General features: G+C 70.6%; 17 protein-coding genes, 2 tRNA genes and 1 pseudogene. 12 read left to right on the top strand and 8 right to left on the bottom strand.

Going from position 1 to position 21,379, the window contains the following annotated elements; genetic code table 11:
- Positions 1-2: 2 nt before the first annotated feature.
- From EV372_RS11140 to EV372_RS11130, 3 genes are read left to right on the top strand one after another with little or no spacing between them, the layout of a single operon-like run.
- Entirely contained in the window at positions 3-1,889 is a 1,887-nt protein-coding gene (locus EV372_RS11140; RefSeq protein WP_130398869.1) for an ABC transporter substrate-binding protein, read from the top strand.
- Positions 1,890-1,933: 44 nt separating this feature from the next.
- The gene (locus EV372_RS11135) at positions 1,934-2,965 is read left to right on the top strand and encodes a DUF6807 domain-containing protein (protein ID WP_130395946.1); all 1,032 of its coding nucleotides are present in this window, start codon (positions 1,934-1,936) and stop codon (positions 2,963-2,965) included.
- The gene (locus tag EV372_RS11130; protein ID WP_130395945.1) at positions 2,962-3,705 is read left to right on the top strand and encodes a cupin domain-containing protein; all 744 of its coding nucleotides are present in this window, start codon (positions 2,962-2,964) and stop codon (positions 3,703-3,705) included. Before EV372_RS11135 ends, EV372_RS11130 begins: the two co-directional genes overlap by 4 nt.
- A gap of 544 nt (positions 3,706-4,249) precedes the next feature.
- Here EV372_RS11130 and EV372_RS11125 read toward each other — a convergent pair.
- A tRNA-Leu gene (locus tag EV372_RS11125) sits at positions 4,250-4,332 on the bottom strand.
- A gap of 229 nt (positions 4,333-4,561) precedes the next feature.
- On the opposite strand from EV372_RS11125, the gene EV372_RS11120 reads away from it, so the two are divergent.
- The 8 genes from EV372_RS11120 (at position 4,562) to EV372_RS11085 (ending at position 14,355) form a co-directional block, all read left to right on the top strand.
- Complete coding sequence (locus EV372_RS11120) at positions 4,562-5,329, top strand: FHA domain-containing protein (protein ID WP_013156239.1); 768 nt, start codon at positions 4,562-4,564, stop codon at positions 5,327-5,329.
- Between the two features lie 257 nt (positions 5,330-5,586).
- Positions 5,587-6,093, top strand: a complete 507-nt coding sequence (locus EV372_RS11115) for an FHA domain-containing protein FhaB/FipA (protein ID WP_174547308.1) — start codon at positions 5,587-5,589, stop codon at positions 6,091-6,093.
- A complete protein-coding gene (locus tag EV372_RS11110) occupies positions 6,090-7,439 on the top strand; it encodes a Stp1/IreP family PP2C-type Ser/Thr phosphatase (protein ID WP_130395944.1) in 1,350 nt (449 codons plus the stop codon). Before EV372_RS11115 ends, EV372_RS11110 begins: the two co-directional genes overlap by 4 nt.
- Positions 7,440-7,445: 6 nt before the next feature.
- Positions 7,446-8,855, top strand: a complete 1,410-nt coding sequence (locus EV372_RS11105; RefSeq protein ID WP_130395943.1) for an FtsW/RodA/SpoVE family cell cycle protein — start codon at positions 7,446-7,448, stop codon at positions 8,853-8,855.
- Positions 8,852-10,306, top strand: coding sequence for a peptidoglycan D,D-transpeptidase FtsI family protein (locus EV372_RS11100; RefSeq protein WP_130395942.1), 1,455 nt, complete (start codon positions 8,852-8,854; stop codon positions 10,304-10,306). Before EV372_RS11105 ends, EV372_RS11100 begins: the two co-directional genes overlap by 4 nt.
- Positions 10,306-11,805 (top strand): serine/threonine-protein kinase, encoded by a 1,500-nt coding sequence (locus EV372_RS11095; protein WP_130395941.1) that lies wholly within the window; start codon positions 10,306-10,308, stop codon positions 11,803-11,805. Before EV372_RS11100 ends, EV372_RS11095 begins: the two co-directional genes overlap by 1 nt.
- 78 nt (positions 11,806-11,883) lie before the next feature.
- Positions 11,884-13,722 (top strand): Stk1 family PASTA domain-containing Ser/Thr kinase, encoded by a 1,839-nt coding sequence (pknB, locus tag EV372_RS11090; RefSeq protein ID WP_130395940.1) that lies wholly within the window; start codon positions 11,884-11,886, stop codon positions 13,720-13,722.
- 378 nt (positions 13,723-14,100) lie between these two features.
- On the top strand, positions 14,101-14,355 hold the full coding sequence (locus tag EV372_RS11085; RefSeq protein ID WP_013156232.1) for a cell division protein CrgA: 255 nt from the start codon (positions 14,101-14,103) through the stop codon (positions 14,353-14,355).
- 289 nt (positions 14,356-14,644) lie between these two features.
- Here the strand turns inward: EV372_RS11085 and EV372_RS11080 are convergent, their stop codons facing one another.
- Positions 14,645-15,565, bottom strand: coding sequence for a rhomboid family intramembrane serine protease (locus EV372_RS11080; RefSeq protein ID WP_486483967.1), 921 nt, complete (start codon positions 15,563-15,565; stop codon positions 14,645-14,647).
- Positions 15,566-15,602: 37 nt separating this feature from the next.
- Positions 15,603-16,127 (bottom strand): peptidylprolyl isomerase, encoded by a 525-nt coding sequence (locus tag EV372_RS11075; protein WP_130395939.1) that lies wholly within the window; start codon positions 16,125-16,127, stop codon positions 15,603-15,605.
- Between the two features lie 405 nt (positions 16,128-16,532).
- Between EV372_RS11075 and EV372_RS11070 the strand changes: the two genes are divergently transcribed.
- Entirely contained in the window at positions 16,533-17,165 is a 633-nt protein-coding gene (locus EV372_RS11070; protein ID WP_130395938.1) for a hypothetical protein, read from the top strand.
- 249 nt (positions 17,166-17,414) lie between these two features.
- On the opposite strand, the gene EV372_RS11065 is transcribed toward EV372_RS11070, so the two are convergent.
- The 5 genes and pseudogenes from EV372_RS11065 to EV372_RS11050 form a co-directional block, all read right to left on the bottom strand.
- Positions 17,415-18,047: a DUF1707 and DUF4870 domain-containing protein gene (locus EV372_RS11065; protein ID WP_130395937.1), complete on the bottom strand. Its 633-nt coding sequence runs from the start codon at positions 18,045-18,047 to the stop codon at positions 17,415-17,417.
- Positions 18,048-18,406: 359 nt separating this feature from the next.
- Positions 18,407-18,724, bottom strand: a pseudogene (locus EV372_RS11060) (WhiB family transcriptional regulator); the annotation flags it as partial.
- An 886-nt stretch (positions 18,725-19,610) separates the two neighbouring features.
- Positions 19,611-19,683 (bottom strand) — tRNA-Ala (locus tag EV372_RS11055).
- 260 nt (positions 19,684-19,943) lie between these two features.
- A complete protein-coding gene (locus EV372_RS29400) occupies positions 19,944-20,066 on the bottom strand; it encodes a DLW-39 family protein (protein ID WP_014912962.1) in 123 nt (40 codons plus the stop codon).
- Between the two features lie 183 nt (positions 20,067-20,249).
- Positions 20,250-21,107 carry a helix-turn-helix domain-containing protein gene (locus EV372_RS11050; protein WP_130395935.1) on the bottom strand — a complete coding sequence of 286 codons (858 nt, stop codon included), beginning with the start codon at positions 21,105-21,107 and terminating at the stop codon, positions 20,250-20,252.
- Between the last annotated feature and the right edge of the window lie 272 nt (positions 21,108-21,379).

The raw sequence follows: 21,379 nt of genomic DNA, 5'->3' as shown, positions 1-21,379 counted from the left end.
TGGTGACCGCCGGGTGCACCTTCTTCTCCCTCGATCCCGAGGTCGAGGAGGGCGAACGGGTGGAGGGCACCGGCGAGGCGCCGATGCTCACCGCCCTCGTGGAGTCGGGCGACCTGCCCCCGCTGGAGGAGCGGCTGCCCGACGAGCCGCTGGTGGTGGAGCCCCACGACCGCGTCGGCGTGTACGGCGGCGAGTGGAACAGCGCCATCCTCGGCGTGGGCGACTGGCCCTGGCTCGGCAGGACCGTGGGCTACGAGAACCTCACCCGCTGGGACCCGGAGTGGCAGGAGGTGATCCCCAACCTCGCCGAGTCCTGGGAGTACAGCGAGGACGCCACCGAGCTGACCTTCACCCTGCGCGCGGGCCTGCGCTGGTCCGACGGCGAGCCGTTCACCTCCGACGACGTCGTGTTCGCCTTCAACGACATCTTCAACAACGAGGCGCTGACGCCGGTCGCGGCCGCCAGCCCCGGCACCGCCGAGAAGGTGGACGAGCGGACCTTCACCATCACCTTCGACGAGCCCGACGCCCTGTGGGCCGGGTACGACCTCCTCCAGTACCAGGTGGTGACCAAGCCCAAGCACTACCTGGAGCGGTTCCACATCGAGTACAACCCCGACGCCGACGAGCTGGCCGAGGAGGAGGGGTACGCCGGCTGGGTCGAGATGTTCGAGGCCAAGGCGGGCGTGATCGACAGCTCCCGGTACTGGCAGAACCCCGACATCCCCACCATGTACCCGTGGCGGGTCGTGGAGCCGCTCGCCGACTCCGGGCGGATGGTGCTGGAGCGCAACCCCTACTACTGGAAGGTGGACACCGAGGGCAACCAGCTCCCCTACATCGACCGGGTCGTCTTCGACATCCTCCCGGACGAGGAGGTCATGCTGGTCAGGGCGCTCAACGGCGAGTTCGACATGCACTCGCGGCACTTCAACACCCTGGAGAACAGGCCCACCCTGGCCGAGGCGCGCGAGTCGGGCGGCTACGACTTCTTCGAGCTGCGGCCCGCGGAGATGAACACCGCGATGATCTCCCTCAACCTCACCCACGAGGACGAGGAGCTGCGCGAGACCTTCAACGACCGCGACTTCCGGGTGGCGCTCTCGCACGCCGTCAACCGCCAGGACATCATCGACGTCGTCTACCGCGAGCAGGGCGAGCCCTGGCAGGGCGCGCCCCGCGAGGACAGCCCCTTCCACAACGAGGAGCTGGCCAAGCAGTACACCGAGTACGACCCGGACCTGGCCGACGAGATCCTCGACGAGGCGGGTTACGACGAACGCGACTCCGACGGCTTCCGCACGAGCCCGCGCGGCGAGACGGTGCGCTTCACGCTGTCGGTGCCCACGGACTTTCGCCCCGACATCGTGGACTCGATGGAGATGGTCGTCGGCTTCTGGCAGGAGCTGGACATCGACGTGGAGCTCAACACCGAGGACCGCTCGCTGTGGCAGACCCGCCGGGAGAACAACGAGCACGACGCCAACGTGTGGTCGGGCGACAACGGCATGATGGACGCGATGTACGACCCCCGATGGTACGCCCCCACCCAGAGCGGGGAGTCCAACTTCGCCATCCCGTGGGCCCAGTGGTACGTCTCCGACGGCGAGGACCCGCGCTCCCAGGAGCCGCCCGCCGACGTGCGCGAACACCTGGAGCTGTACGACGCCGTCCAGGCCGAGCCCGACCCCGAGGCCCGCGAGGAGCTGATGCGCGAGTTCCTGTCGGTCTCCCAGGAGAGGTTCTACGCGATGGGCGTCAGCCTGAGCCCGACCGGCTACGGGATCGTCGCGGACGGCTTCCACAACGTGCCCGGGTCGATGCCCTCCTCCGGCAACTACAACGACCCCGGGCCGACCAACCCCGAGCAGTACTTCATCGAGGAGTGACGGCCGCGCCCCCCGGCGACAGAGGCGACAGAAGGGACAAGGACATGTCCGCGCACACCACGGCGACCACGGCAGGCGGCGGAGAACCCGTCCGGAGCGGCCTGGGGCTGGTCCACGAACAGGGGCGCTCGCTGCGCCTGACCCACGACGGAGGCGAACTCGTCCGCTACGTGTACCGGCCCTGGGACGCGCAGCTGGAGTCGCCGCGCCCCTACCTCCACCCGGTCCGCACCCTGGGCGGGGACACCGTCAGCCTGTACCGGCCGCACGACCACGTGTGGCACAAGGGGATCGCGTGGTCCCTGCCCAACGTCGGGACGGCCAACTTCTGGGGCGGCCCGACCTACCTCCGGGACGCGGGGTACCGGCAGCTCGCCAACGACGGCTCGACAGAGCACCGCTCCTTCGATCGGATCGAGGCCTCACCGGAACGGGTCTCGATCGGCGAACGGCTGGAGTGGGTGACCGAGCAGGGCGAGACCTGGTTCTCCGAGCGGCGGGGGCTGCGGTTCACCGCGGCCCCCGACCGGGGGGCCTGGACGATGGTGTTCACGACCTCCTTCACCAACCTGACGGAGGAGGAGGTCCCCTTCGGCAGCCCCACCACGGAGGGGCGGCCCAACGCCGGGTACGGGGGCCTGTTCTGGCGCGGTCCCCGCTCCTTCAGCGGGGGCCGCGCCTACGCGGAGGGGCGGGAGGGCGACGACGACCTCATGGGGGCGCGGTCGCCCTGGTTGGCCTTCACCGGCCGCCACGACGGTAAGGACGGGGCTTCGACCCTGGTCTTCGCCGACGCCCCCGACAACCCCGGCCACCCCGTGAAGTGGTTCGTGCGCAGCGGGATCTTCGCCTGCGTGTGCCCGGCGCCCTTCTTCGACGAGGTGGTGACCGTCCCCGCGGGGAGCTCCCTCGCCTACCGGTACGCGGTCGTCGTCGCCGACGGGGACCGGGGAGCGGAGGGGGCCAGGGCCCTGGCCGACCTCGGCCTGGGCGAACTGGAGGACGCGGCCGCCGAGTCCGCCGAGACGGGCTCCGGCGGCGGAACGGTCGGGGTCTCCGGCGGGGAGGAGCGGTGAACGCCCCGCGTGTGCCCGGGTTCCCCGGCTGCACCGCCGTCTCCCACCTGCGGGTCTACGCCTGGCCCGCCGTCGACGGCCGCGCCGGGGGCTCGCCCCACCTGCACACCGCGTCGGCGGAGGGCTACGTGGTGCTCCGGGGCGAGGGCGTGCTGGAGACCCTGAGCGGCGCGGGGTTCCAGCGGACCCCGCTGCGGCCCGGCAGCCTGCTGTGGTTCACGCCGGGGACCGTGCACCGGCTGGTCAACGACAGCGGCGACCTGGAGATCCTGGTCGTCATGCAGAACGCCGGTCTGCCGGAGTCGGGCGACGCCGTGCTCACCTACCCGGGCCGGGTCCTGGTCGACCCGGACGCCTACCGGCGGGCCACCGTGCTGCCCCGGGCCGTCACCTCGGCCGAGCGGGCGGCGCGGGAGCGCCGGGACCTCGCTGTGGAGGGCTACCTGGAGCTGCGGGAGCGGGTGGAGCGGGAGGGGCCGGACGCGCTGAAGGGGCTGTACCGGGCCGCCACGGAGCTGGTCCGGGACCGGGCCGCCGGATGGCGCCACCACGTCGACAGGGGCCCGGTCCACCAGGCGGGGACCACCGTGCGGCACCTGGAGGCGCTGGGCCGGGGTGACGGGGAACACCTCACCGGTTCGGCCGTCTACACCGCCGACTCCCCTCCCGGGCCGCTGCGCAACGGCATGTGCGGGCACCTGCGGGTGTGGGACCTCGACGGGGCGAGGAGGGCCGACTGATGAGGGGAGAGGGGGAGGAGCGAAGCTGACGACACGGGCGCCGGGGCCGGGGGGACGACACCACCCGGTTCCGGTCCGTGGTGCGCTCCCGGTGCGTCCGCGGGACCGGACCGGGAAGGCGGCTGAGGGCCGAACGCCTGATCAGCGGCCCGGACCTCCCGCTAGCGAGGCACGCGCGACGGCACCGCGACCGGGTCCGGCACCGCCTCCGCCAGGTGGGGAGCCGGAGAGCACGGGAACCCGGTGGAGCGGTCGATCGACCCTCGCCGGGTATCTCGGCCCCACCGGGGTACGAAGGGGGTGTGCCCCGAAAGACTGATCGCGGGCTGTCGTGAGCCGGCCGGAGACCGGTGAGCAGCGACCCGCGCCAAGCGGGGGCACGGGGGTCGCCCCCCGAAAAAGAAACCGCGGGCTGCCGCGAGCTACCCGAAGGCTGACGAGCAGTGACCCGCGCCAAGCGGGGGCACGGGGGTCGCCCCCCGAAAAAGAAACCGCGGGCTGCCGCGAGCTAGCCGAAGGCTAGCGAGCAGCAACCCGCGCAACGTGGGCGAGGAGGGATTTGAACCCTCACATCCTTTCGGACACACGGACCTGAACCGTGCGCGTCTACCGTTCCGCCACCCGCCCGAGTGACATGCCATTCAGTTGTGTTGCCAGGTGAACCGGGCTTTTCGGCCGTTTCCCCCTGGCGACATGCATAAGGCTAGCACGGTCTGAAGGTGGGTCGCACACGCTTTTCGGACCACCGGTCCGCGGCCCCGGGCGGCCGTCCCGGGGGTGCGCCTGAAACCAGGGGCACCTTTACCCGGTTACGATCGTCTACACATACGAAGTGGAGTACAAAGGGAGGTACCTCGTGGGAGTGCTCCAACGCTTCGAGCGCAGGCTTGAGGGCATGATCGAAGGCACCTTCGCGATGGCCTTCAAGTCCGAGCTCCAACCGGTCGAGGTGGCGAGCGCCGTCCAGCGTGAGATGGACGAGCGGGCGGCCATCGTCGCCCAGGGCCGCACCCTGGTCCCGAACGACTTCATCGTCGAGCTGGCCACCAGCGACAAGGAGCGCCTCGAAGTCTACGCCGACAGCCTGGGGCAGGAGCTGTCCAAGCTGGCACGCGACTACGCGACGGAGCAGGGCTACTCCTTCGTCGGGCCGGTCCGCGTGCACTTCAGGTCCGACGAAGGCCTCAAGACCGGCCGCTTCCGCATCCGCTCCGGCGTCGTGCGCGGCACCATGGTCGGCAAGGACGGCGAGGTCCGCCAGCCCGTCGGCGACCCCGGTCCGAGCGGGGGCCAGCAGCAGGCGGGGCGTCCGCGCCTGCTGATCTCCCCCGGCGGCGCCGCCGCCGAGGGCGCCATCGCCAGCCACGGGATGCAGCAGTCCTTCGAGCTGACCACCCCGGTCACCCTCCTGGGCCGCGGCACCGACTGCGACCTGCGCCTGGTCGACAACGGCGTCTCCCGCCACCACGTGGAGATCCGGCTGGACGGCGACGAGGCCATCCTCGTGGACAAGGGTTCGACGAACGGGACCTTCGTCAACGGACAGCAGGTCAGGCAGGCCCGCCTGGTGGACGGCAGCAGGATCAGCCTCGGCCGCACCACCATGACGTTCCGCCGCGACTGACGTCCCGCGGTGGAACCAGAAAACCAACGCGGTTCCGCGGGCGTCTGACAAGGGGCGGGCCGGGCTCAGGCCCGCTGTCGGATATCCGGCCGGGAGGGTAGTCTCCGCGAAGACCTGACCGATCGGGCACAATGGCCGCGGCCGCAGGCCGCGCCCAGCGACCTCGAGACTCACCGACCCGAAGGTGGGCAGACATGGTGGCGGCGCAGATGACCGCCATCCCGGCCGAAGCACGACAGGGGCTGAAGAGCAGTTCGATGTCCAACTTGACCCTCATACTGATCAAGATCGTGTATCTCGCGGGGCTTTGGCTGTTCGTCCTCACCGCGATCGGTGTGATCCGCACGGATCTCTTCGGCTCCAAGAAGAAGCCCCGGAGGAAACCGCGCCCGGCGGCGCCGCGCCGGGACCGGGACCCCTCCCCGTCGTACTCGTCGGCGCAGCCCGCCCGGCCGCCCCGCGCGCGCCGGAACGAGCCCACGGCCCTGGTCGTCACCCAGGGGTCGCTCAAGGGCACCAGCGTCGACCTCGCCTCGCAGCCCATCCTCATCGGACGCGCTCCGGACTCCACCCTCGTCATCACCGACGACTACGCGTCCGGCCGCCACGCGCGCGTCTACTCCGACAACGGCCGCTGGTTCGTGGAGGACCTGAACTCGACGAACGGCACCTACCTCGGCCAGCAGAAGCTGAACCGCCCCCAGCCCATCACGGTGGGACAGCCCATCCGTATCGGCAAAACCGTCCTGGAACTGCGCAAATGACAATCGCTCTCCGATACGCGGCGTACTCCGACGTAGGATGCCTCCGCGAAGGCAACGAAGACTCCGGCTACGCCGGCCAGAACCTCCTCGCGGTCGCCGACGGCATGGGCGGTTACGCGGGCGGCGAGGTGGCCAGCTCCATCGCGATCTCCTCGATCCGCCGCCTCGACTCCGAGCCGCCCCGGTCCGACGAGATGGCCGAGGTGCTCCAGCGCGCCGTCGAGCAGGCCAACGCCTCCCTGTCGCGCAGGATCATGGAGGAGCCCCAGCTGGAGAACATGGGCACCACCCTGACGGCCATGCTCTGGGCCGGTCCGCGGGTGGCGCTCATCCACATCGGCGACTCCCGCGCCTACCTCATGCGCGGCCCCCGCTTCGAGCAGATCACCCACGACCACACCCTGGTGCAGACCCTGGTGGACGAGGGCAAGATCACCGAGGAGGAGGTCGCCACCCACCCGCAGCGCTCCCTCATCCTGCGCGCCCTGGACGGCAAGAGCCCGGTCGACCCCGACATCTCCATCAGCGAGGCCAAGGCGGGCGACCGCTACCTGCTCTGCTCCGACGGGCTCTCCGGCGTGGTCAGCAAGAAGACCATCCACGAGACCCTCGCCACCGAGGCCGACCCGCGCGGCGCGGCCAAGAAGCTCATCGAGCTGGCCATCCGCGGCGGCGGCCCGGACAACATCACCGCGGTCGTCGCCGACGTCATCGAGGCCGAGACCGACAGCGAGGGGCCCACCCGCACCTCCCAGGTGGTCGGCGCCGCGGACCAGCGCCGCGAGAACGTCGACCAGGGCAACGACACACCCGCCAGACGGGCGCAGGAACTGCGCGGGGGATCCGGCGACACCGCCGAGATGGACCCCGTCCGCGACGAGCCCGGCCCGGACGCCTACGCCGCGGGCGGCGCCTACCAGGAGCCCTACAACGGCGACTACGACGACTACGAGGCCCCGCCGGCCGACCGGCGGGGCCGTCCCGAACCCGAGTACCGCCGCAGGCGCTGGTGGCCGATGGTGCTGGTGTTCCTGGTCGTGGTCGCCGTCGTCGCGGGGGCCACGTACTACTTCGGCAGCCGCTACGTGAACAGCCAGTACTACGTGGGCCCCTCCCCCTCGGGGGACACCGTCAGCATCTACCAGGGCATCAACACCGACATCGCGGGCTTCAGCCTGTCGGAGGAGGTGGAGGAGACCGGGATCACCCTGGACTCGCTCTCGGAGGCCGACCGCGGATCAGTGGAGAACACCCTGCCCGCGGAGAGCCTGGACGACGCCCGGGCGAGCGTGGACGTGCTGAGCGAGGGCGCGGCCGGGGCCCGGACCGAGGAAGGGTCCGGGTGAGCCCGCGTGAGTAAGGCTTCCGAACCCGAGGCGCCCACCGCGCTGCCACCCGTCAAGAGGCGCAACGCCGAACTGGTCCTCATCCTCTCCGCCATCGTCATCACCATGGCGGGCATCGCGATCGCGGGCGTCAACCTCAACGGCCAGGTCCCCGGCGCGATGTGGACGGTGGGCCTGACCTTCGCGGCCCTGTCCGCCGCCGCGCACGTGGCGATGCGCTTCGTGGCGCCCTACGCCGACCCGCTGATCCTGCCCTGCGCGCTGTTCCTCAACGGCATCGGCGTGGCGATGATCTGGCGGATCCAGGCGGGCGAGGCCGAGGACATCGAGCGCGCCGGGGTCGGCTCGCAGCTGATGTGGACGGCGATCGGCCTGGCCCTGTGCTTCCTCATCATCATCTTCCTCAAGGACCCCAGGGTCCTCCAGCGCTACACCTACATCAGCGGCCTGGTCGCGATCATCCTGCTCGCCCTGCCGATCATCCCCGGCCTGGGCCAGGAGGTGTACGGCGCCCGGCTGTGGATCGGCATCGGGCCGTTCACCATGCAGCCGTCGGAGTTCGCCAAGATCGCCCTGGTGATCTTCCTGGCGTCCTACCTGATGAGCAAACGCCAGGTGCTCCAGATCGTCGGCAAGCCGATCAAGATCGGCCGCTTCACGCTCATCGAACTGCCCCGGGCACGCGACCTGGCGCCGATCCTGGTCGGCTGGGTGCTGGCCATCGGCATGCTGGTGCTCCTGCGCGACCTGGGCACCTCGCTGCTGCTCTTCGGCACGTTCCTGGCGATGCTGTACGTGGCCACCCAGCGCTCCTCGTGGGTGACCATCGGCCTGGTCCTGTTCGCCGGCGGCGCGTTCGTGGCCTACCTGCTCTTCTGGCACGTCCAGGCCCGCGTCAACATCTGGATCAACGCCTTCGACCAGGAGGTGTACGAGGCGGTCGGCGGTAGCCAGCAGCTGGTGGAGGGGCTGGTGGGCATGGCCTACGGCGGCCTCTTCGGCACCGGCATCGGCGCGGGGGCCCTGTACGACACCTTCGCCGCCGACAGCGACCTCATCCTCGCCACGATCGGCGAGGAGCTGGGCCTGACCGGCCTGCTCGCCATCCTCATGGTGCTCGGCCTGTTGGTGGAGCGCGGCATGCGCATGGCGCTCGCGACCACTGGCGCGTTCAACAAGCTGCTGGCCAGCGGTGTCGCCTTCCTCCTGGCCTACCAGGTCTTCATCGTCCTGGGCGGCCTGACCCGGGTGATCCCGCTGACCGGCTCGACCACGCCCTTCATGGCATCGGGCGGTTCCGCGCTGCTGGCGAACTGGATCATGATGGGGATCCTGCTCCGCATCAGCGACAACGCCAGGCGCCCGGCACCACAGGCCATCCAGGACGAGGGCGCGACACAGGTGATCCGACGATGAACACACCGATCCGCAGACTCAGCATCTTCTCCTTCCTCCTGATCCTGATCCTGATGGCCAACGTCACCTGGCTCCAGGGCTTCCAGGCGCAGGCGATCAAGGACGACCCGCTCAACCGGCGCCAGTTCACCGAACGGCTCAGCGAGGCCCGCGGCCCCATCCTGGTCGCGGACGACAACGTGGCCTACTCGGAGGACATCGCCGACGAGGGCCAGTCCCCCAGGTACCAGCGCATGTACGAGGGCGGCGGACTGTACACGCCGATCGTCGGGTCCTTCCGCACCTACGGCGCCTCGGGCATCGAACTCACCGAGAACCCGCTGCTCGACGGCACCGACGACCGGCTGGCGGTGCGCAACTTCCGCGACATCATCACCGGCCGCGAGCCCGAGGGCGCCCAGGTCCAGCTCACCCTGGACCCGGGGGTGCAGCAGGCGGGCTACGAGGCCTTCCAGGGCCTGGGCGACAAGAACGGCGCGGCCGTGGCGCTCGACCCCAACACGGGGGCGATCCTGGGCGCGGTGTCCTACCCGTCCTACGACGCCAACGAGGTCGTCAGCGTCACCGACATCGACTCGGCCGTGACCAACTACACGGAGCTGGAGGCCGACCCGCGCAAGCCGCTGCTCAACCGGGCCCTCCACGAGTTCTACCCGCCGGGCTCCACGTTCAAGGTGGTGACCGCCGCGGCGGCCATGGAGCACATGGGCGCCACCCCGGAGACCACCCAGGAGGCGCCCGACGTGCTGGAGCTGGGCGGCACGCTGCCCAACGCCACCCCGGGCGGGACCTGCAACGGCGGCCAGCCCGACACCCTGGCGCACTCGATCCAGATCTCCTGCAACACCTCGATGGCCAACTGGGCGATCGAGATGGGCGGCGAGGCCCTGTCGGAGCAGGCCACCGCGTTCGGGTTCAACCGCGAGGAGGAGCTGACGGTCCCGCTGTCGGTGATCCCGAGCAGCGCCCCGGTGGAGACCGACCGCAACATCCTGGGCCGCGCCGGCATCGGCCAGTCCAACGTGCAGGCGACCCCGCTCCAGATGGCGATGGTCGCCGCGGGCGTGGCCAACTCGGGTGAGGTCATGAAGCCCTACGCGGTGGACACCGTGCGCGACTCGGACCTGTCCGTGGTCACCCAGACCAGTCCGGAGAGCTACTCGCAGGCGGTCAGCGCCAGCACGGCCGAGTCCCTCACCGAGATGATGACCCTGGTGACCGGGCCGGGCGGCTCGGGTACCAACGCGGCCATCTCCGGCATGGAGGTCGCGGGAAAGACCGGTACCGCCGAGACCGGTGACGGAAGCCCCACCCACAACTGGTTCATCGGCTTCGCCCCGGCTGACGACCCGCAGATCGCGGTCGCGGTCGTGGTCGAGTACGGCGGCGGCAGCGGAAACGAGCTGGCCGCGCCGATCGCCCGGCAGATGATGGAGGCAGTGGTTCAGTAGTGAGCGCCTACGAACCGTCTTCCCAGAACGGTCCCGGTGACCTCACCGGGACCGTTCTGAGCGACCGTTACCGCCTGGAGGAGCAGGTGGGCTCCGGTGGCATGGGCACGGTCTGGAAGGCCACAGACACCCTGCTCAACCGGCCCGTGGCGGTCAAGCTGCTGCACCCCTCCCAGATGGCCGAGCCGACGGCCAGGGAGCGGTTCCGCACCGAGGGCCGGATCACCGCCGGCCTCTCCCACCCCGGGATCGCCCAGGTCTACGACTACGGCGAGGAGAACGGCCGCGCCTTCCTGATCATGGAACTCGTGGTCGGCGAACCGCTCTCGCAGGTCCTGCGCGAGCAGGGCCACCTCAGCGCGGACCAGACCCTGGACTTCGTGTACCAGGCGGCCAAGGCCCTGGCCGCCGCGCACGCGCGCGGCGTGGTGCACCGCGACATCAAGCCGGGCAACCTGCTGGTCACCCCGGACGGCCAGCTCAAGCTGACCGACTTCGGCATCGCCCGCGGCGACATGTCGGTCACCCTCACCCAGACCGGCATGGTCATGGGCACCGCCCAGTACATCTCCCCCGAACAGGCCTCGGGCAGGCCCGCGACCTCCTCCTCGGACCTGTACGCCCTCGGCGTGGTGGCCTACGAGTGCCTGGCCGGAACACCGCCGTTCACCGGTGACACACCGGTGGCGCTGGCCCTGGCGCACACCCGCGACGAGCCGCCGGAACTGCCCGAGGACGTGCCCGACGACGTCAACCACCTGGTGTCCTCCCTTCTGCTGAAGGAGCCCGAGGAGCGGCCCGCGTCGGCCAGCGAGGTCGCGCACACGGCCGCGGTGATCCGCTCCAACGCCGGAACCGGTCCGCCCACACCCTCCACCGGGTTCCAGGGGATGGCGCAGACCGCCGTGGTGGGAGCGGTGACCGGGCCCGGCTCCGGCTCGATGGCGTACCGGACCGGGGGGCAGCCGACCGCCGTCGCCGGTCAGGAGGACGCGTCGGCTAGGCTGGCCGGGGCACCGGAGCGGAGCCGCCGCGTCAGCGTGCCCGTGATCCTCGCGGCCGCGGCCGCGGCGATCATCATCGCGGCCGCGGTGGTGGCCGGATTCCTGTCCAACGGGAGGTCCGAGGTGGGCAACATGCGCGACACCGTCGACCCCCCTGCGGCGACCCCTTCCTCCTCACCGGAGGAGACCGAGGAGCCCGTGGAGTCCGCCCCGGCGGACGTCCCCGCGGCCCCGGAGGGCGACACCGGTTGGAACGCCGAGCCGCAGGATCCGGTGGGGAGTCCGAGCCCCTCCCCGGACGAGGGCGCCGAGGAGAGCGACGCCCCCGAAGACGGTGAGAACGACGACTCCGAGGGCGGCCAGAGCCCTCCGCCCGACAACGGCACCCCGGAACCGCCGGAGGGTGAGGAGACTCCCCCGGGCAACAGCGGCGGGGGCAATGACGGCGGCAACGGTGGCGGAAACGGCGGCGGAGAAGAAGTAGGCACCACCTAGAGACCGTGAGCGAGAGACGTTCAGGGTAGGCGGCGGCCCGCGGGCGGCCTCCGGAAGACACGAGGATCACTACACGACATGTCCCAGCCCCGGCTCCTCGGCGGACGCTACGAGCTCGACACCATCGTCGGGCGCGGCGGCATGGCCGAGGTCTACCGCGCACGCGACCTGCGTCTCGACCGGCTCGTCGCCATCAAGACCCTCCGACACGACATGGCTCGCGACCACGTCTTCCAGGCCAGGTTCAGACGGGAGGCGCAGTCCGCCGCCTCCCTGAACCACCCGGCCATCATCGCGGTGTACGACACCGGCGAGGACATGATCGACGGGGTGTCCATCCCCTACATCGTCATGGAGTACGTGGACGGGCGGACCCTGAAGGAGCTGCTGGACGACGACCGCCGCCTCCTGCCGGAGCGCTCGGCGGAGCTGGTCGACGGCATCCTCAAGGCGCTGGAGTACAGCCACGACAACGGGATCGTCCACCGCGACATCAAGCCCGCGAACGTGATGCTGACCCGCAACGCCGACGTCAAGGTGATGGACTTCGGCATCGCCCGGTCCATGGACGACAACCAGGCGACGATGACGCAGGCCTCCCAGGTCATCGGTACCGCCCAGTACCTGTCCCCCGAGCAGGCGCGCGGCGAGCGGGTCGACCCGCGCAGCGACATCTACTCCACCGGCTGCGTGCTCTACGAGCTGCTCACCGGCCGTCCGCCGTTCACGGGCGACTCGCCCGTCTCGATCGCCTACCAGCACGTGCGGGAGGAGCCGGTCCCGCCGAGCGAGATCGACCCCCAGATCCCCCACTGGCTGGAGGACGTCACCCTCCGGGCGATGACCAAGAACCGCGAGGAGCGGTACCAGAACGCGGCCGAGATGCGCGCCGACATCCAGCGCGGCCTGGCCGGGATGCCCACCCAGGCGGGCACCATGGCCATGGCCGCCGCCGGCGCCACGACGGCGATGCCGCCCGCGCCCGCCGAGCGGTACGACGACTACGACGATTACGACGACGACTACGACGACCGCTACGACGACCGCGGGAAGGACGGCCGCGGCAAGACCGCGCTGTGGGTCCTGCTGGGCGTCGGCGTGATCGCCTCCCTGATCCTGGTGTTCGTGCTGATGAACCTGGGGTCAGGGGATCCCGAGACGCAGACCGCGGCGGTACCGGACGTGGCGGGGTCCACCGTCGCGGAGGCCCAGTCCTCCCTCAGCGAGGCGGGCTTCGAGAACGTCACCCCGGAGCAGCAGGCGAGCGAGGACGTCGAGGAGGGCCAGGTCATCGAGACCGACCCGCCCGCCGGCGACGAGGTCCCGGTGGACGAGGAGATCGTCCTGTACGTCTCCAGCGGCCCGGACGCCCTGGAGATCCCGTCCGTGCAGGGCCAGTCAGAGTCCGACGCGACCGGCACCCTGAACGACGCGGGCTTCGAGAACGTCACCTCCGAGCAGAGGGCGGACGACAGCGTGCCCGAGGGCCAGGCGATCGGCACCGACCCGGCCGCCGGGGAGTCGGTCGCGCCGGACACCGACATCACGCTGCTGATCTCCTCCGGGCCCAACCAGGTGCAGGTGCCCGACCTGGTCGGCATGACCCGCGACGGCGCGGAGTCGGCGCTGGCGCAGAGGGACCTGACCGCCTCCTTCTCCGAGGAGCCGAGCACGGAGGGCCCGGTCGGCACGGTCATCCGGCAGGACCCGGGGTCGGGGCAGAACGTGGCGCCCGGGAGCACGGTGAACGTCGTGCTCGCGGTCGAACCGGCCACGCAGGGGCCGCCGACCGGCGGTGACGACGGCGGCGAGTCCCCTCCGGACGGCGGCGAGACGCCTCCCGACGGTGATGACGGGGGCCAGACCCCGCCCGGCGGTGACGACGGCTTCGAGTTCCCGTCCATGCGCAGGGACTGAACCGACAGGGTGTGACGGCGGGCCGCTTCCGTGCGAGGGCACGGGGCGGCCCGCCGTCGTGTGCCGGGCACGTCCAGGGGCGGAGGGGCACCCGCCGTGGGAGTGCTCCCCCGGCCCGTGCGGGGTCCCCCTCGCACAGCCCGGGGGAGCGGCGGCCCACATCGACGGAAGCCCGCTCCCGGCGCCCGCGAGGCCGCGGAACGGGAGCCGGCCCGCGCGCAGGTCGGCGGGGGAGCGCCCGGCCGCCGGGGAGCACGCGACCCGGCGCCTCCGGAACCCGACGCGGATCCGGTGCGTCCCGCCGGTGACGGGGGCTCCCCCCGGGGCGTAGACTGTGTTCTCGTTCAGGAACCCGCCCCACGTACTGGAGCAGCGACCGTGCCCAAGTCCCGCAGCGATCGCAAGAAGAAGGCCGTCTACACGCCGCCTCCTTCGAAGGAGAAGCCCAAGGTCAGTCCGCGCTGGCTGGCACCGGCGATGCTCGGCTTCTTCACGCTGGGCATCCTGTGGATCGCCGTCTACTACATCGCGGGCAGCCAGATCCCCTACATGCAGGACTGGCAGAACTGGAACCTGCTGATCGGCTTCAGCGGCATCATCGTGGCCGTCATCCTGTCCACGCGCTGGCACTGACCCCCCGACCGGGCGGTCGGATCGCCCGACGACGGCGGACCCTCCTCCGGGTGCCCTCCACTGGCATGTCCGCACCCGGGTGAACAGCAACGACACGGGTTTTCCACAGAGTTATCCACAGGCTGTGGGTAGCTCCCTTCGGCATGCCCGCGCACAGGGGGCCGGAGGCCGCGCAGGGGTTGCGCCGGGGGCCGGGGAGGAGTCGTCGCGCGGCCCCTCGGCGGCGCGGGGGCGCCCGCGGACGCCGGGGCCCGGAGGAGGGCTCCTCCGGGCCCCGGCCCCTCCGCCGTCAGCGGAGGATGATCAGCGGCGCCGTGACCACCAGGGCCACGAGCAGGGCGGCGAACGCCGCCGCCAGCAGGACGTGCGTGACCGTACGGGCACGGTTCCCGGCGGACCTGCCGGGCAGGTAGGCGAACACGGCGCCGAGCACGAGCCCGGCGACCAGCCCGCCGATGTGCGCGGTCCACGAGATGTTGGGGACCACGAAGGTCAGCACGAGGTTGACCACCAGCAGGACGCCGATCATGCGCAGGTCCAGGCGCAGCCGCCTGCCGATGACGAGCACCGCACCGAACAGGGCGAAGATCGCTCCGGAGGCGCCGACCGAGAACTGGTTGGGCTCCGCCAGGAGGCTGAGCACCGACCCCGCGAGCGCGCCGAGCACCCACAGGGTCAGGAAGCGGACGTGTCCCAGCCAGCGCTCCAGCTGCGTTCCCAGCAGGTACATGGCGTACCCGTTGAACAGCAGGTGGAAGATGCTGCCGTGCAGGAACGCGGCCGTGAGGAGCCGGTACCACTCGCCCGGGAGCACCCCGAGCAGGGTTCCGTCCTCGACCCGGCCGATTCCGAGCATGGCGAACTCCCAGACCAGCGGCGAGGCTCCCGCCTGCCCGATCGGGGCGGACGTACCCAGCTGGGCGAGGAACCCGGCCACCATCATGCCGAGGATCGTCCAGGTGACGTACGGCTTGGCGACGGCCCTGCCCCCGAAGGTGGTCCTGGCCCGACGCACCCCGCGGTTCCCCTCCGAGACGCACCCGGGGCACTGGAAGCCCACGGACGCCTCGACCATGCAGTCCGGGCAGATCGGCCGCTCGCACCTGCTGCAGCTGACCCCCGTCTCCCTGTCGGGGTGGCGGTAGCAGGTGCGCGGGGCCGGGCGCTCCGGCTCCGGAACCGCTCCGGACGGCGGTGGGGATGCGGTCATGGGCGGGTTCCTCCTCGGAGCCGGGGCGCCGTCACCGCTATCGGGTGATCTCGACGCTGTTGATCACCACGTCCTCGGTGGGACGGTCCTGGGAGTCGGTGTCGACCTTGGAGATCGCGGTGACCACGTCGTCCCCCTCGACGACCTCGCCGAAGATGGTGTGGCGGCCGTCGAGCCAGTACGGCTTGTCCACGGTGACGAAGAACTGCGAGCCGTTGGTGCCGGGGCCCGCGTTGGCCATGGCCAGCAGGAACGGGCGGTCGAAGCGCAGGTTCGGGTGGATCTCGTCCTTGAACTTGTAGCCGGGGCCGCCGCGGCCGGTGCCGAGCGGGTCGCCGCCCTGGATCATGAAACCGTCGATGACGCGGTGGAAGATCGTGCCCTCGTAGAGGCTGCTGTTGGAGGGCTTGCCCGTGGTGGGGTCCACCCACTGCTTCGAGCCCTCGGCCAGACCGATGAAGTTGGCGACCGTCTCCGGCGCCTCCTTCTCGAACAGCCTGATGACGATGGTTCCCTTGGAGGTGTTCAGCCGCGCGGTGGGCTGAGCCGTGGAGTCGGACACCTACGTGCCTTTCGGTCGACTTCGTTTACGTGCTCACGTTACCCGTCCGTCCCCCGGGCTCGTCCTGGATCCGCCGCGGTCGCGCGGCGCCCGGGCAGCTCGCCGGTCCCACGTCCACCGCGTCCGGGACTCCGTCCGCTTCGGGACGACCTCCCCTCACCCTGGGTGCCCAAGAGGATCCGGAGAGTGATAATCCCTCCTCTCGGGCCCGCCGTTCGCGGCAGGCGGACAGGAGAAAAACCCTCGGCCGGTGTCGAAACGAAGATCACACACGGAGAGGACGTATGTTGAGATAACACCCGGGTAACGGGTAAGGACGACGGAGAAACCATCCGTGTGGCATCGAGCGTCGGCCGCACCGGGTGGAGACCGCAGAACCGGTGAACGACCGAAGGAGCTGACGACGTGCCTACCTCTTCCAAGCGACTCAAGGCACGCAAGAAAGAGACTGAGGTGAGCTTGGCTCGCCTGCAGGGCATGGCCCGGGAGAAAGCCCGGGAACAGGCCGAACGGTTTGGTCCGTACGCCGACCAGGCACGCGACCAGGCCGCTCTGAAGCTCCTCCAGGCGCGCGGCTGGACCGCACCCCGGCTGGAGAACGCCGCGCTGCGCGTGGAGGACACCGTGGCACCGCGGGTCGCCGAGGTGCTCACCGCGGCCGCCCACCGCGTGGACCCGAACCCGGGCCGCCGCGGGCTCATGCTGCTCCGGCGGGGCAACCGCCGGGTTTCCCGGGGAGTCCTGATCGGCGGCGCCGCGGTGATCGGCGGCATCGTCGTGTACTCGCTGGTCCGCATGCGCCAGGCGGCCCAGGACGCCGAGTGGCAGGAGCACCTGGACCAGGCGCGCGACCAGGTCCGCGAGACGCGGGAGAACCTGGAGGAGCGGGCCTCGGCGACGGCGGAAAAGGCCACGGAGGCCGCGGAGGAGACCGCCAAGGCGGCCAAGACCGCGAAGAACAAGACCAAGGAGACCGTTCGCACCGCCGCGGGCGAGAACCGGGCCAAGGAGAACGGCAAGCCCGGCCACCAGGGCTGATCGCGGGAGCGACGAGAGACGGACAGCCGTGCCGTGCGGGGGAGACCCCGTCCCCGGACTGGCTACCCTCCCTCCGCCGGGACGGATTCCTTCCGTCCCGGCTTCGTCGTGTCGGGGTCGTGCGCGCGTGCGGGACGCGCGTGGACCGCCGCGCCCGGCTCCGGGGCTCCCGTGCGGTCCGCAGTGCGCGGCTCCGGGCGTTCGGAGGCGGCTCCCCGGCCGCGCCCCGCCCCGCCTCCGGCCGGGCCCTCAGGAGTCCTTGAGGACGCGCAGGATCAGGGGGTAGCGCCAGTCGTTGCCCAAGAGGCTGGAGATGCTGGCGATGATCGGGAGGATCGCCCAGCCCAGGGCGACCGCCAGCGTCACCAGCAGGGGCGCGACGAGCCAGAACAGGGCCAGGCTCGTGAGTCCGGCGATGACGCAGAAGAGCTGGAAGTTGAGCGACTCCATGGCCTGGCGCCGCACGTAGGGCGAGATCCTGTCGCTCACGAGGAGGAGCAGGAGGGGCGCGATGACGGGGAGGAAGTAGTTCCCCGCGTGTCCGACCGCGGCCACGACCCGGTCGACCGGGGTGCTCGGCAGGGGCTCACGTGAGTCGGTCCTCTGACGGCCGCCCTGGCCGGTGAACCGGCCGGGGGCCGCCTGGGGCGTTCCCGCCGGGGTGACGCCCAGGTCCTCGGTGAGGGGGACCAGGTCGGCCCCGAACTTGGCCCGCATGGCCCTGTCGGTGCGCTCGTCGAGCTCCTCCTCGTCGAGCTGGCCGCGGCCGAAGGCCTCCTGGAGAACCGTGATCGCGGCGTCGCGTTCGGCGTCGGTGAGACGGATCTGCGGCCTGGCCTGCGGTTCCCAGGGGCGCCTCGCCGGATACTGAGGGTCCTGCACAGCCACTCCCACTCCCAACGGCGACGGGAGTACGGCACGGATCGGCCGTACTCCCCTCATGATGCGCCATAGGAACGGCCACGGCTATCGGGGCCGTCCCTGATCCTCCCCTGATCCGTTCCTCCCCCTTCCGGTGGAGGCCGCATCGACTTTCGTCTGCCGGGTTCCCGGCTGTCAGGCCGCCGGGCCACCGGGGCCCGGGCCCCGGACCGCTGGGGCTCCCCTCCCCGGGAGTCCCGTCGTCACCGGGCGGCGACGGCGGAGGGCATCCCGGTCGGGACCGGTGCGACGGCCATGGCCGGAGCCGACGTCGGTTCCGGGGCGGGGGAGGAGACCAGGGCCGGAGCCGCGACCGGGGTCGCGGCCGGGGTCGGAGAGGTCGGGGGCTCCTGCTCGGCCTGCTCCCGCTCGTACTGGCGCTCGGCGCTGGTGAGCAGTTCGTACCAGTTGGTGACGTCCTTGCGCCGACGCAGCAGGGCGCGGCGCTCGCGTTCGGTCATGCCTCCCCAGACACCGAACTCGATACGGCTGTCCAACGCCTCAGCCAGGCATTGTGTCCGGACCGGACAGCCCCGGCAGATCAGTTTGGCGCGGTTCTGCGCAGCGCCCTGCACGAACAGCGCGTCCGGGTCGATCTCGCGGCATTTGGCACGGGCCGCCATCTTCTCATTCCACATGTTGCCCCACTCCCAAGATCAGCATGTGTGGTGATCGGAATCCGCCGGCTGGCGCGACCGCCGGCGGGTGAGGAGAAGCGGACCGATCCGAGGACGGTGTCACGAGGCCGGGCGGGGGCCGCCAGGCTCGTCTTCGGGGGTCGATCGTTTCGGCGCGCTGTCTTCCTCGTTGTCGCTGGTGTCGAAACTACGGTTCGTCCCAGTTCACCAACAGACCCCAAGAGGCCTATTTCTCATATGGCCCAGTAGGACCATTGCACTAAGGGGAAGTGTCATCATACACACACGCAGAGTAACTGCATATGGTAGAGGTGAGCCCGATGCGCGAAGACGTGAAGACACCACCCCGGTTTTCCATTACATGGGTGATGACCTGCGGATTCATAGTGCCTGACTAGTGGGACGGGGTACCCGGACGCGACCGGGCGAAGTGGACTCTGCGTCATCCATGTCATCCGAACGGGCTATACGGACCCCTCGGTCGTACGTACCGTGCGACCGCGCCCGCCCCCCATTTCCCACCTTGACGGACGAACCGGAACTACCGAATAGTAACAAAAGCAGTTCCGTGGACTTCGGCGGCGGAAGGGCCTTTACGGGTTGCCGCGAAACGCCCATTCCGCTTTTTCGTGACGTATCTTCCAAGAGCCGCGCAGCCCGCACGGGAGGGCCGCAGGACGCTCCGGCCAGAGCGCGGAGCGGGTCCGGCCGGGTCCGCGAGCGCCTCGCCGCGTGGGCGCCCGCGGCCCCCGGGAGGGGCGGGGCCCGCCCGAGACGACGGGCTCCGCCACCACACGGCCCGGGCCGGGTCCGGCCACCCGCAACAGAAAACGGGGACCCCCGTAGGGAGTCCCCGTCACAACGCCTGATCCGCGCTTTTCCTGGGTGGAGCCAAGGGGAGTCGAACCCCTGACCTCCGGTATGCAAAACCGGCGCTCTGCCAGCTGAGCTATGGCCCCATGAACCCGGGCGCGAGCCCTGGTCACTCTGGAGAGCATACCTTCATCGGAGGGCGGTCCCGCTCACCCGGCCGGGATCCCGCGCACGGAGCCACGGTTCGCAGCTCGGGAGCAGCACAAAGCCGTGGGTCGCACCTCGGGATCATCGGCCCACCCACGTCTTCGTGTCACTCACGAGCGGGCCGGGGCGGCTCTCGCCGGTCCCCGGTTCGCCCTGTGGAAGCTCCACGGCCGCGCAGGGCGGCCAGGAGACCCGTCGGTCAGCTCTCGCTGGCCGCCGTGGCCTCGGTCCACAGGTCGAGCTCGGCGCGGTCCGCCTGGATCTTGCGGTAGACGGCGAAAGCCCCGAGGGCCACCAGCGCCAGGACGATGATCTTCTTCACTGTCTGGACCCTTTCGTTGATCCGGTGCGTCAACGCGGGCTCCCGTCCGGGACGGGGGCTCCGCGGAGAACTTTATGAGGTTGTCACCAAGCAGACTAGCAAGCCGTCGGGAGCGGTCCCCGCCACAGTGGACCGATTTCCACCAACTTCTGAGCCCGATACGTGAGGAGCACGGGCGAGGCCTCAGGTCAGCAGCGCCATCCGACGGAGAATACCCAGGCTGACCTGCGGAGAAGCAGCGATCCGCGTGAGTTCGGACCACACCCTCTTGCAGACCGCGACCGACTCCTCCGCCTCCACGATGGAGCCGCCCTGGGTGGCCTCGACGTAGGCCAGGGCGGCCTCGTCCTCGTCGAACTCCAGGACGGAGAAGGGTCCGGCGACGCCGGGGTGCGGGCCCGCCGAGGTCGGCAGCAGCTGGACCGTCACCCGATCGGACCCGGTGGCCAGCTCCACGATGCGGCTGGTCTGCGCGCGCAGCAGCTCTCGGTTTCCGGACACCCGCTGGAGGGCGTCCTCCTCGACGATGGCGTGGTAGCGGACGAGGCTTCCGGAGGAGCCGAGGTCGGGGCCGCCGTGGTCCAGGACCTCCTGGCGCTTGAGGTAGGCGGCCACCATGCGTTCGACGGTGCGCTCGCCGTGGCCCAGGGCCCGCGCCACCGCCGCGGTGTAGTCGGGCACCTGGAGGAGGTCGGGGACGAGTATGCCCGCGTAGGACTGCACGGAGACGGCGCCCGCCTCGTTGCCCACGTACGCGGAGGACAGGACGTCCTCGTACTCGGTCCACCAGGGGCGCAGGCGCGACTCCCGGACGAGGGTCAGGATGGCCTCCCGCTGGCCGCCGGTGACGCCGTACAGGCGCAGGAGGGCGGAGATCTCCATGACCGACGGCCACTTGCGGATGCCGGTCTCGATGTGTCCGAGCTTGGCCGGGGACCACTCCAGCTCGTCCGCGACGTCGCTGAGGGTCATACCCGCCCGTACGCGGTGGCGGCGGAGTTCGGCGGACAGCCGTCGACGACGGACCGTGGGGCTGGTCATAACGATGATCCCATGACGCAGAGTGGCGGAGGTGTACCACCAGCGAAACACGCCACCTAGCATCTAGCAATGAGTTTCTAGAAAACAGCTGCCGATTCGATGCATTACGGAGGGCGAAAACCCGGGCGGTGGAACGGCAAACCCGTCTTTCGTCATGAGGGCCGGGACCTGGGGAAGCCCTGGAGGAGGATGGGGTGGGGGACTGAAGCGGCGCCGAAGGCGGACGAGGTCCCTGGAACCTGACAGGGGCACGGAGCTGGGAACGGAAACGG

Source organism: Nocardiopsis sp. CNZ308 (genome assembly GCF_004217075.1).
This window is presented reverse-complemented; position numbering and strand designations above follow the sequence as displayed.

Excerpts from the sequence above, each read along its gene's own strand:
- EV372_RS11115 (WP_174547308.1), top strand. The coding sequence starts at position 5,587 with ATGTCCAACTTGACCCTCATACTGATCAAGATCGTGTATCTCGCGGGG.
- EV372_RS11110 (WP_130395944.1), top strand. The coding sequence starts at position 6,090 with ATGACAATCGCTCTCCGATACGCGGCGTACTCCGACGTAGGATGCCTC.
- EV372_RS11100 (WP_130395942.1), top strand. The coding sequence starts at position 8,852 with ATGAACACACCGATCCGCAGACTCAGCATCTTCTCCTTCCTCCTGATC.
- pknB (WP_130395940.1), top strand. The coding sequence starts at position 11,884 with ATGTCCCAGCCCCGGCTCCTCGGCGGACGCTACGAGCTCGACACCATC.
- EV372_RS11135 (WP_130395946.1), top strand. The coding sequence starts at position 1,934 with ATGTCCGCGCACACCACGGCGACCACGGCAGGCGGCGGAGAACCCGTC.
- EV372_RS11050 (WP_130395935.1), bottom strand. The coding sequence starts at position 21,107 with ATGACCAGCCCCACGGTCCGTCGTCGACGGCTGTCCGCCGAACTCCGC.
- EV372_RS11080 (WP_486483967.1), bottom strand. The coding sequence starts at position 15,565 with ATGACCGCATCCCCACCGCCGTCCGGAGCGGTTCCGGAGCCGGAGCGC.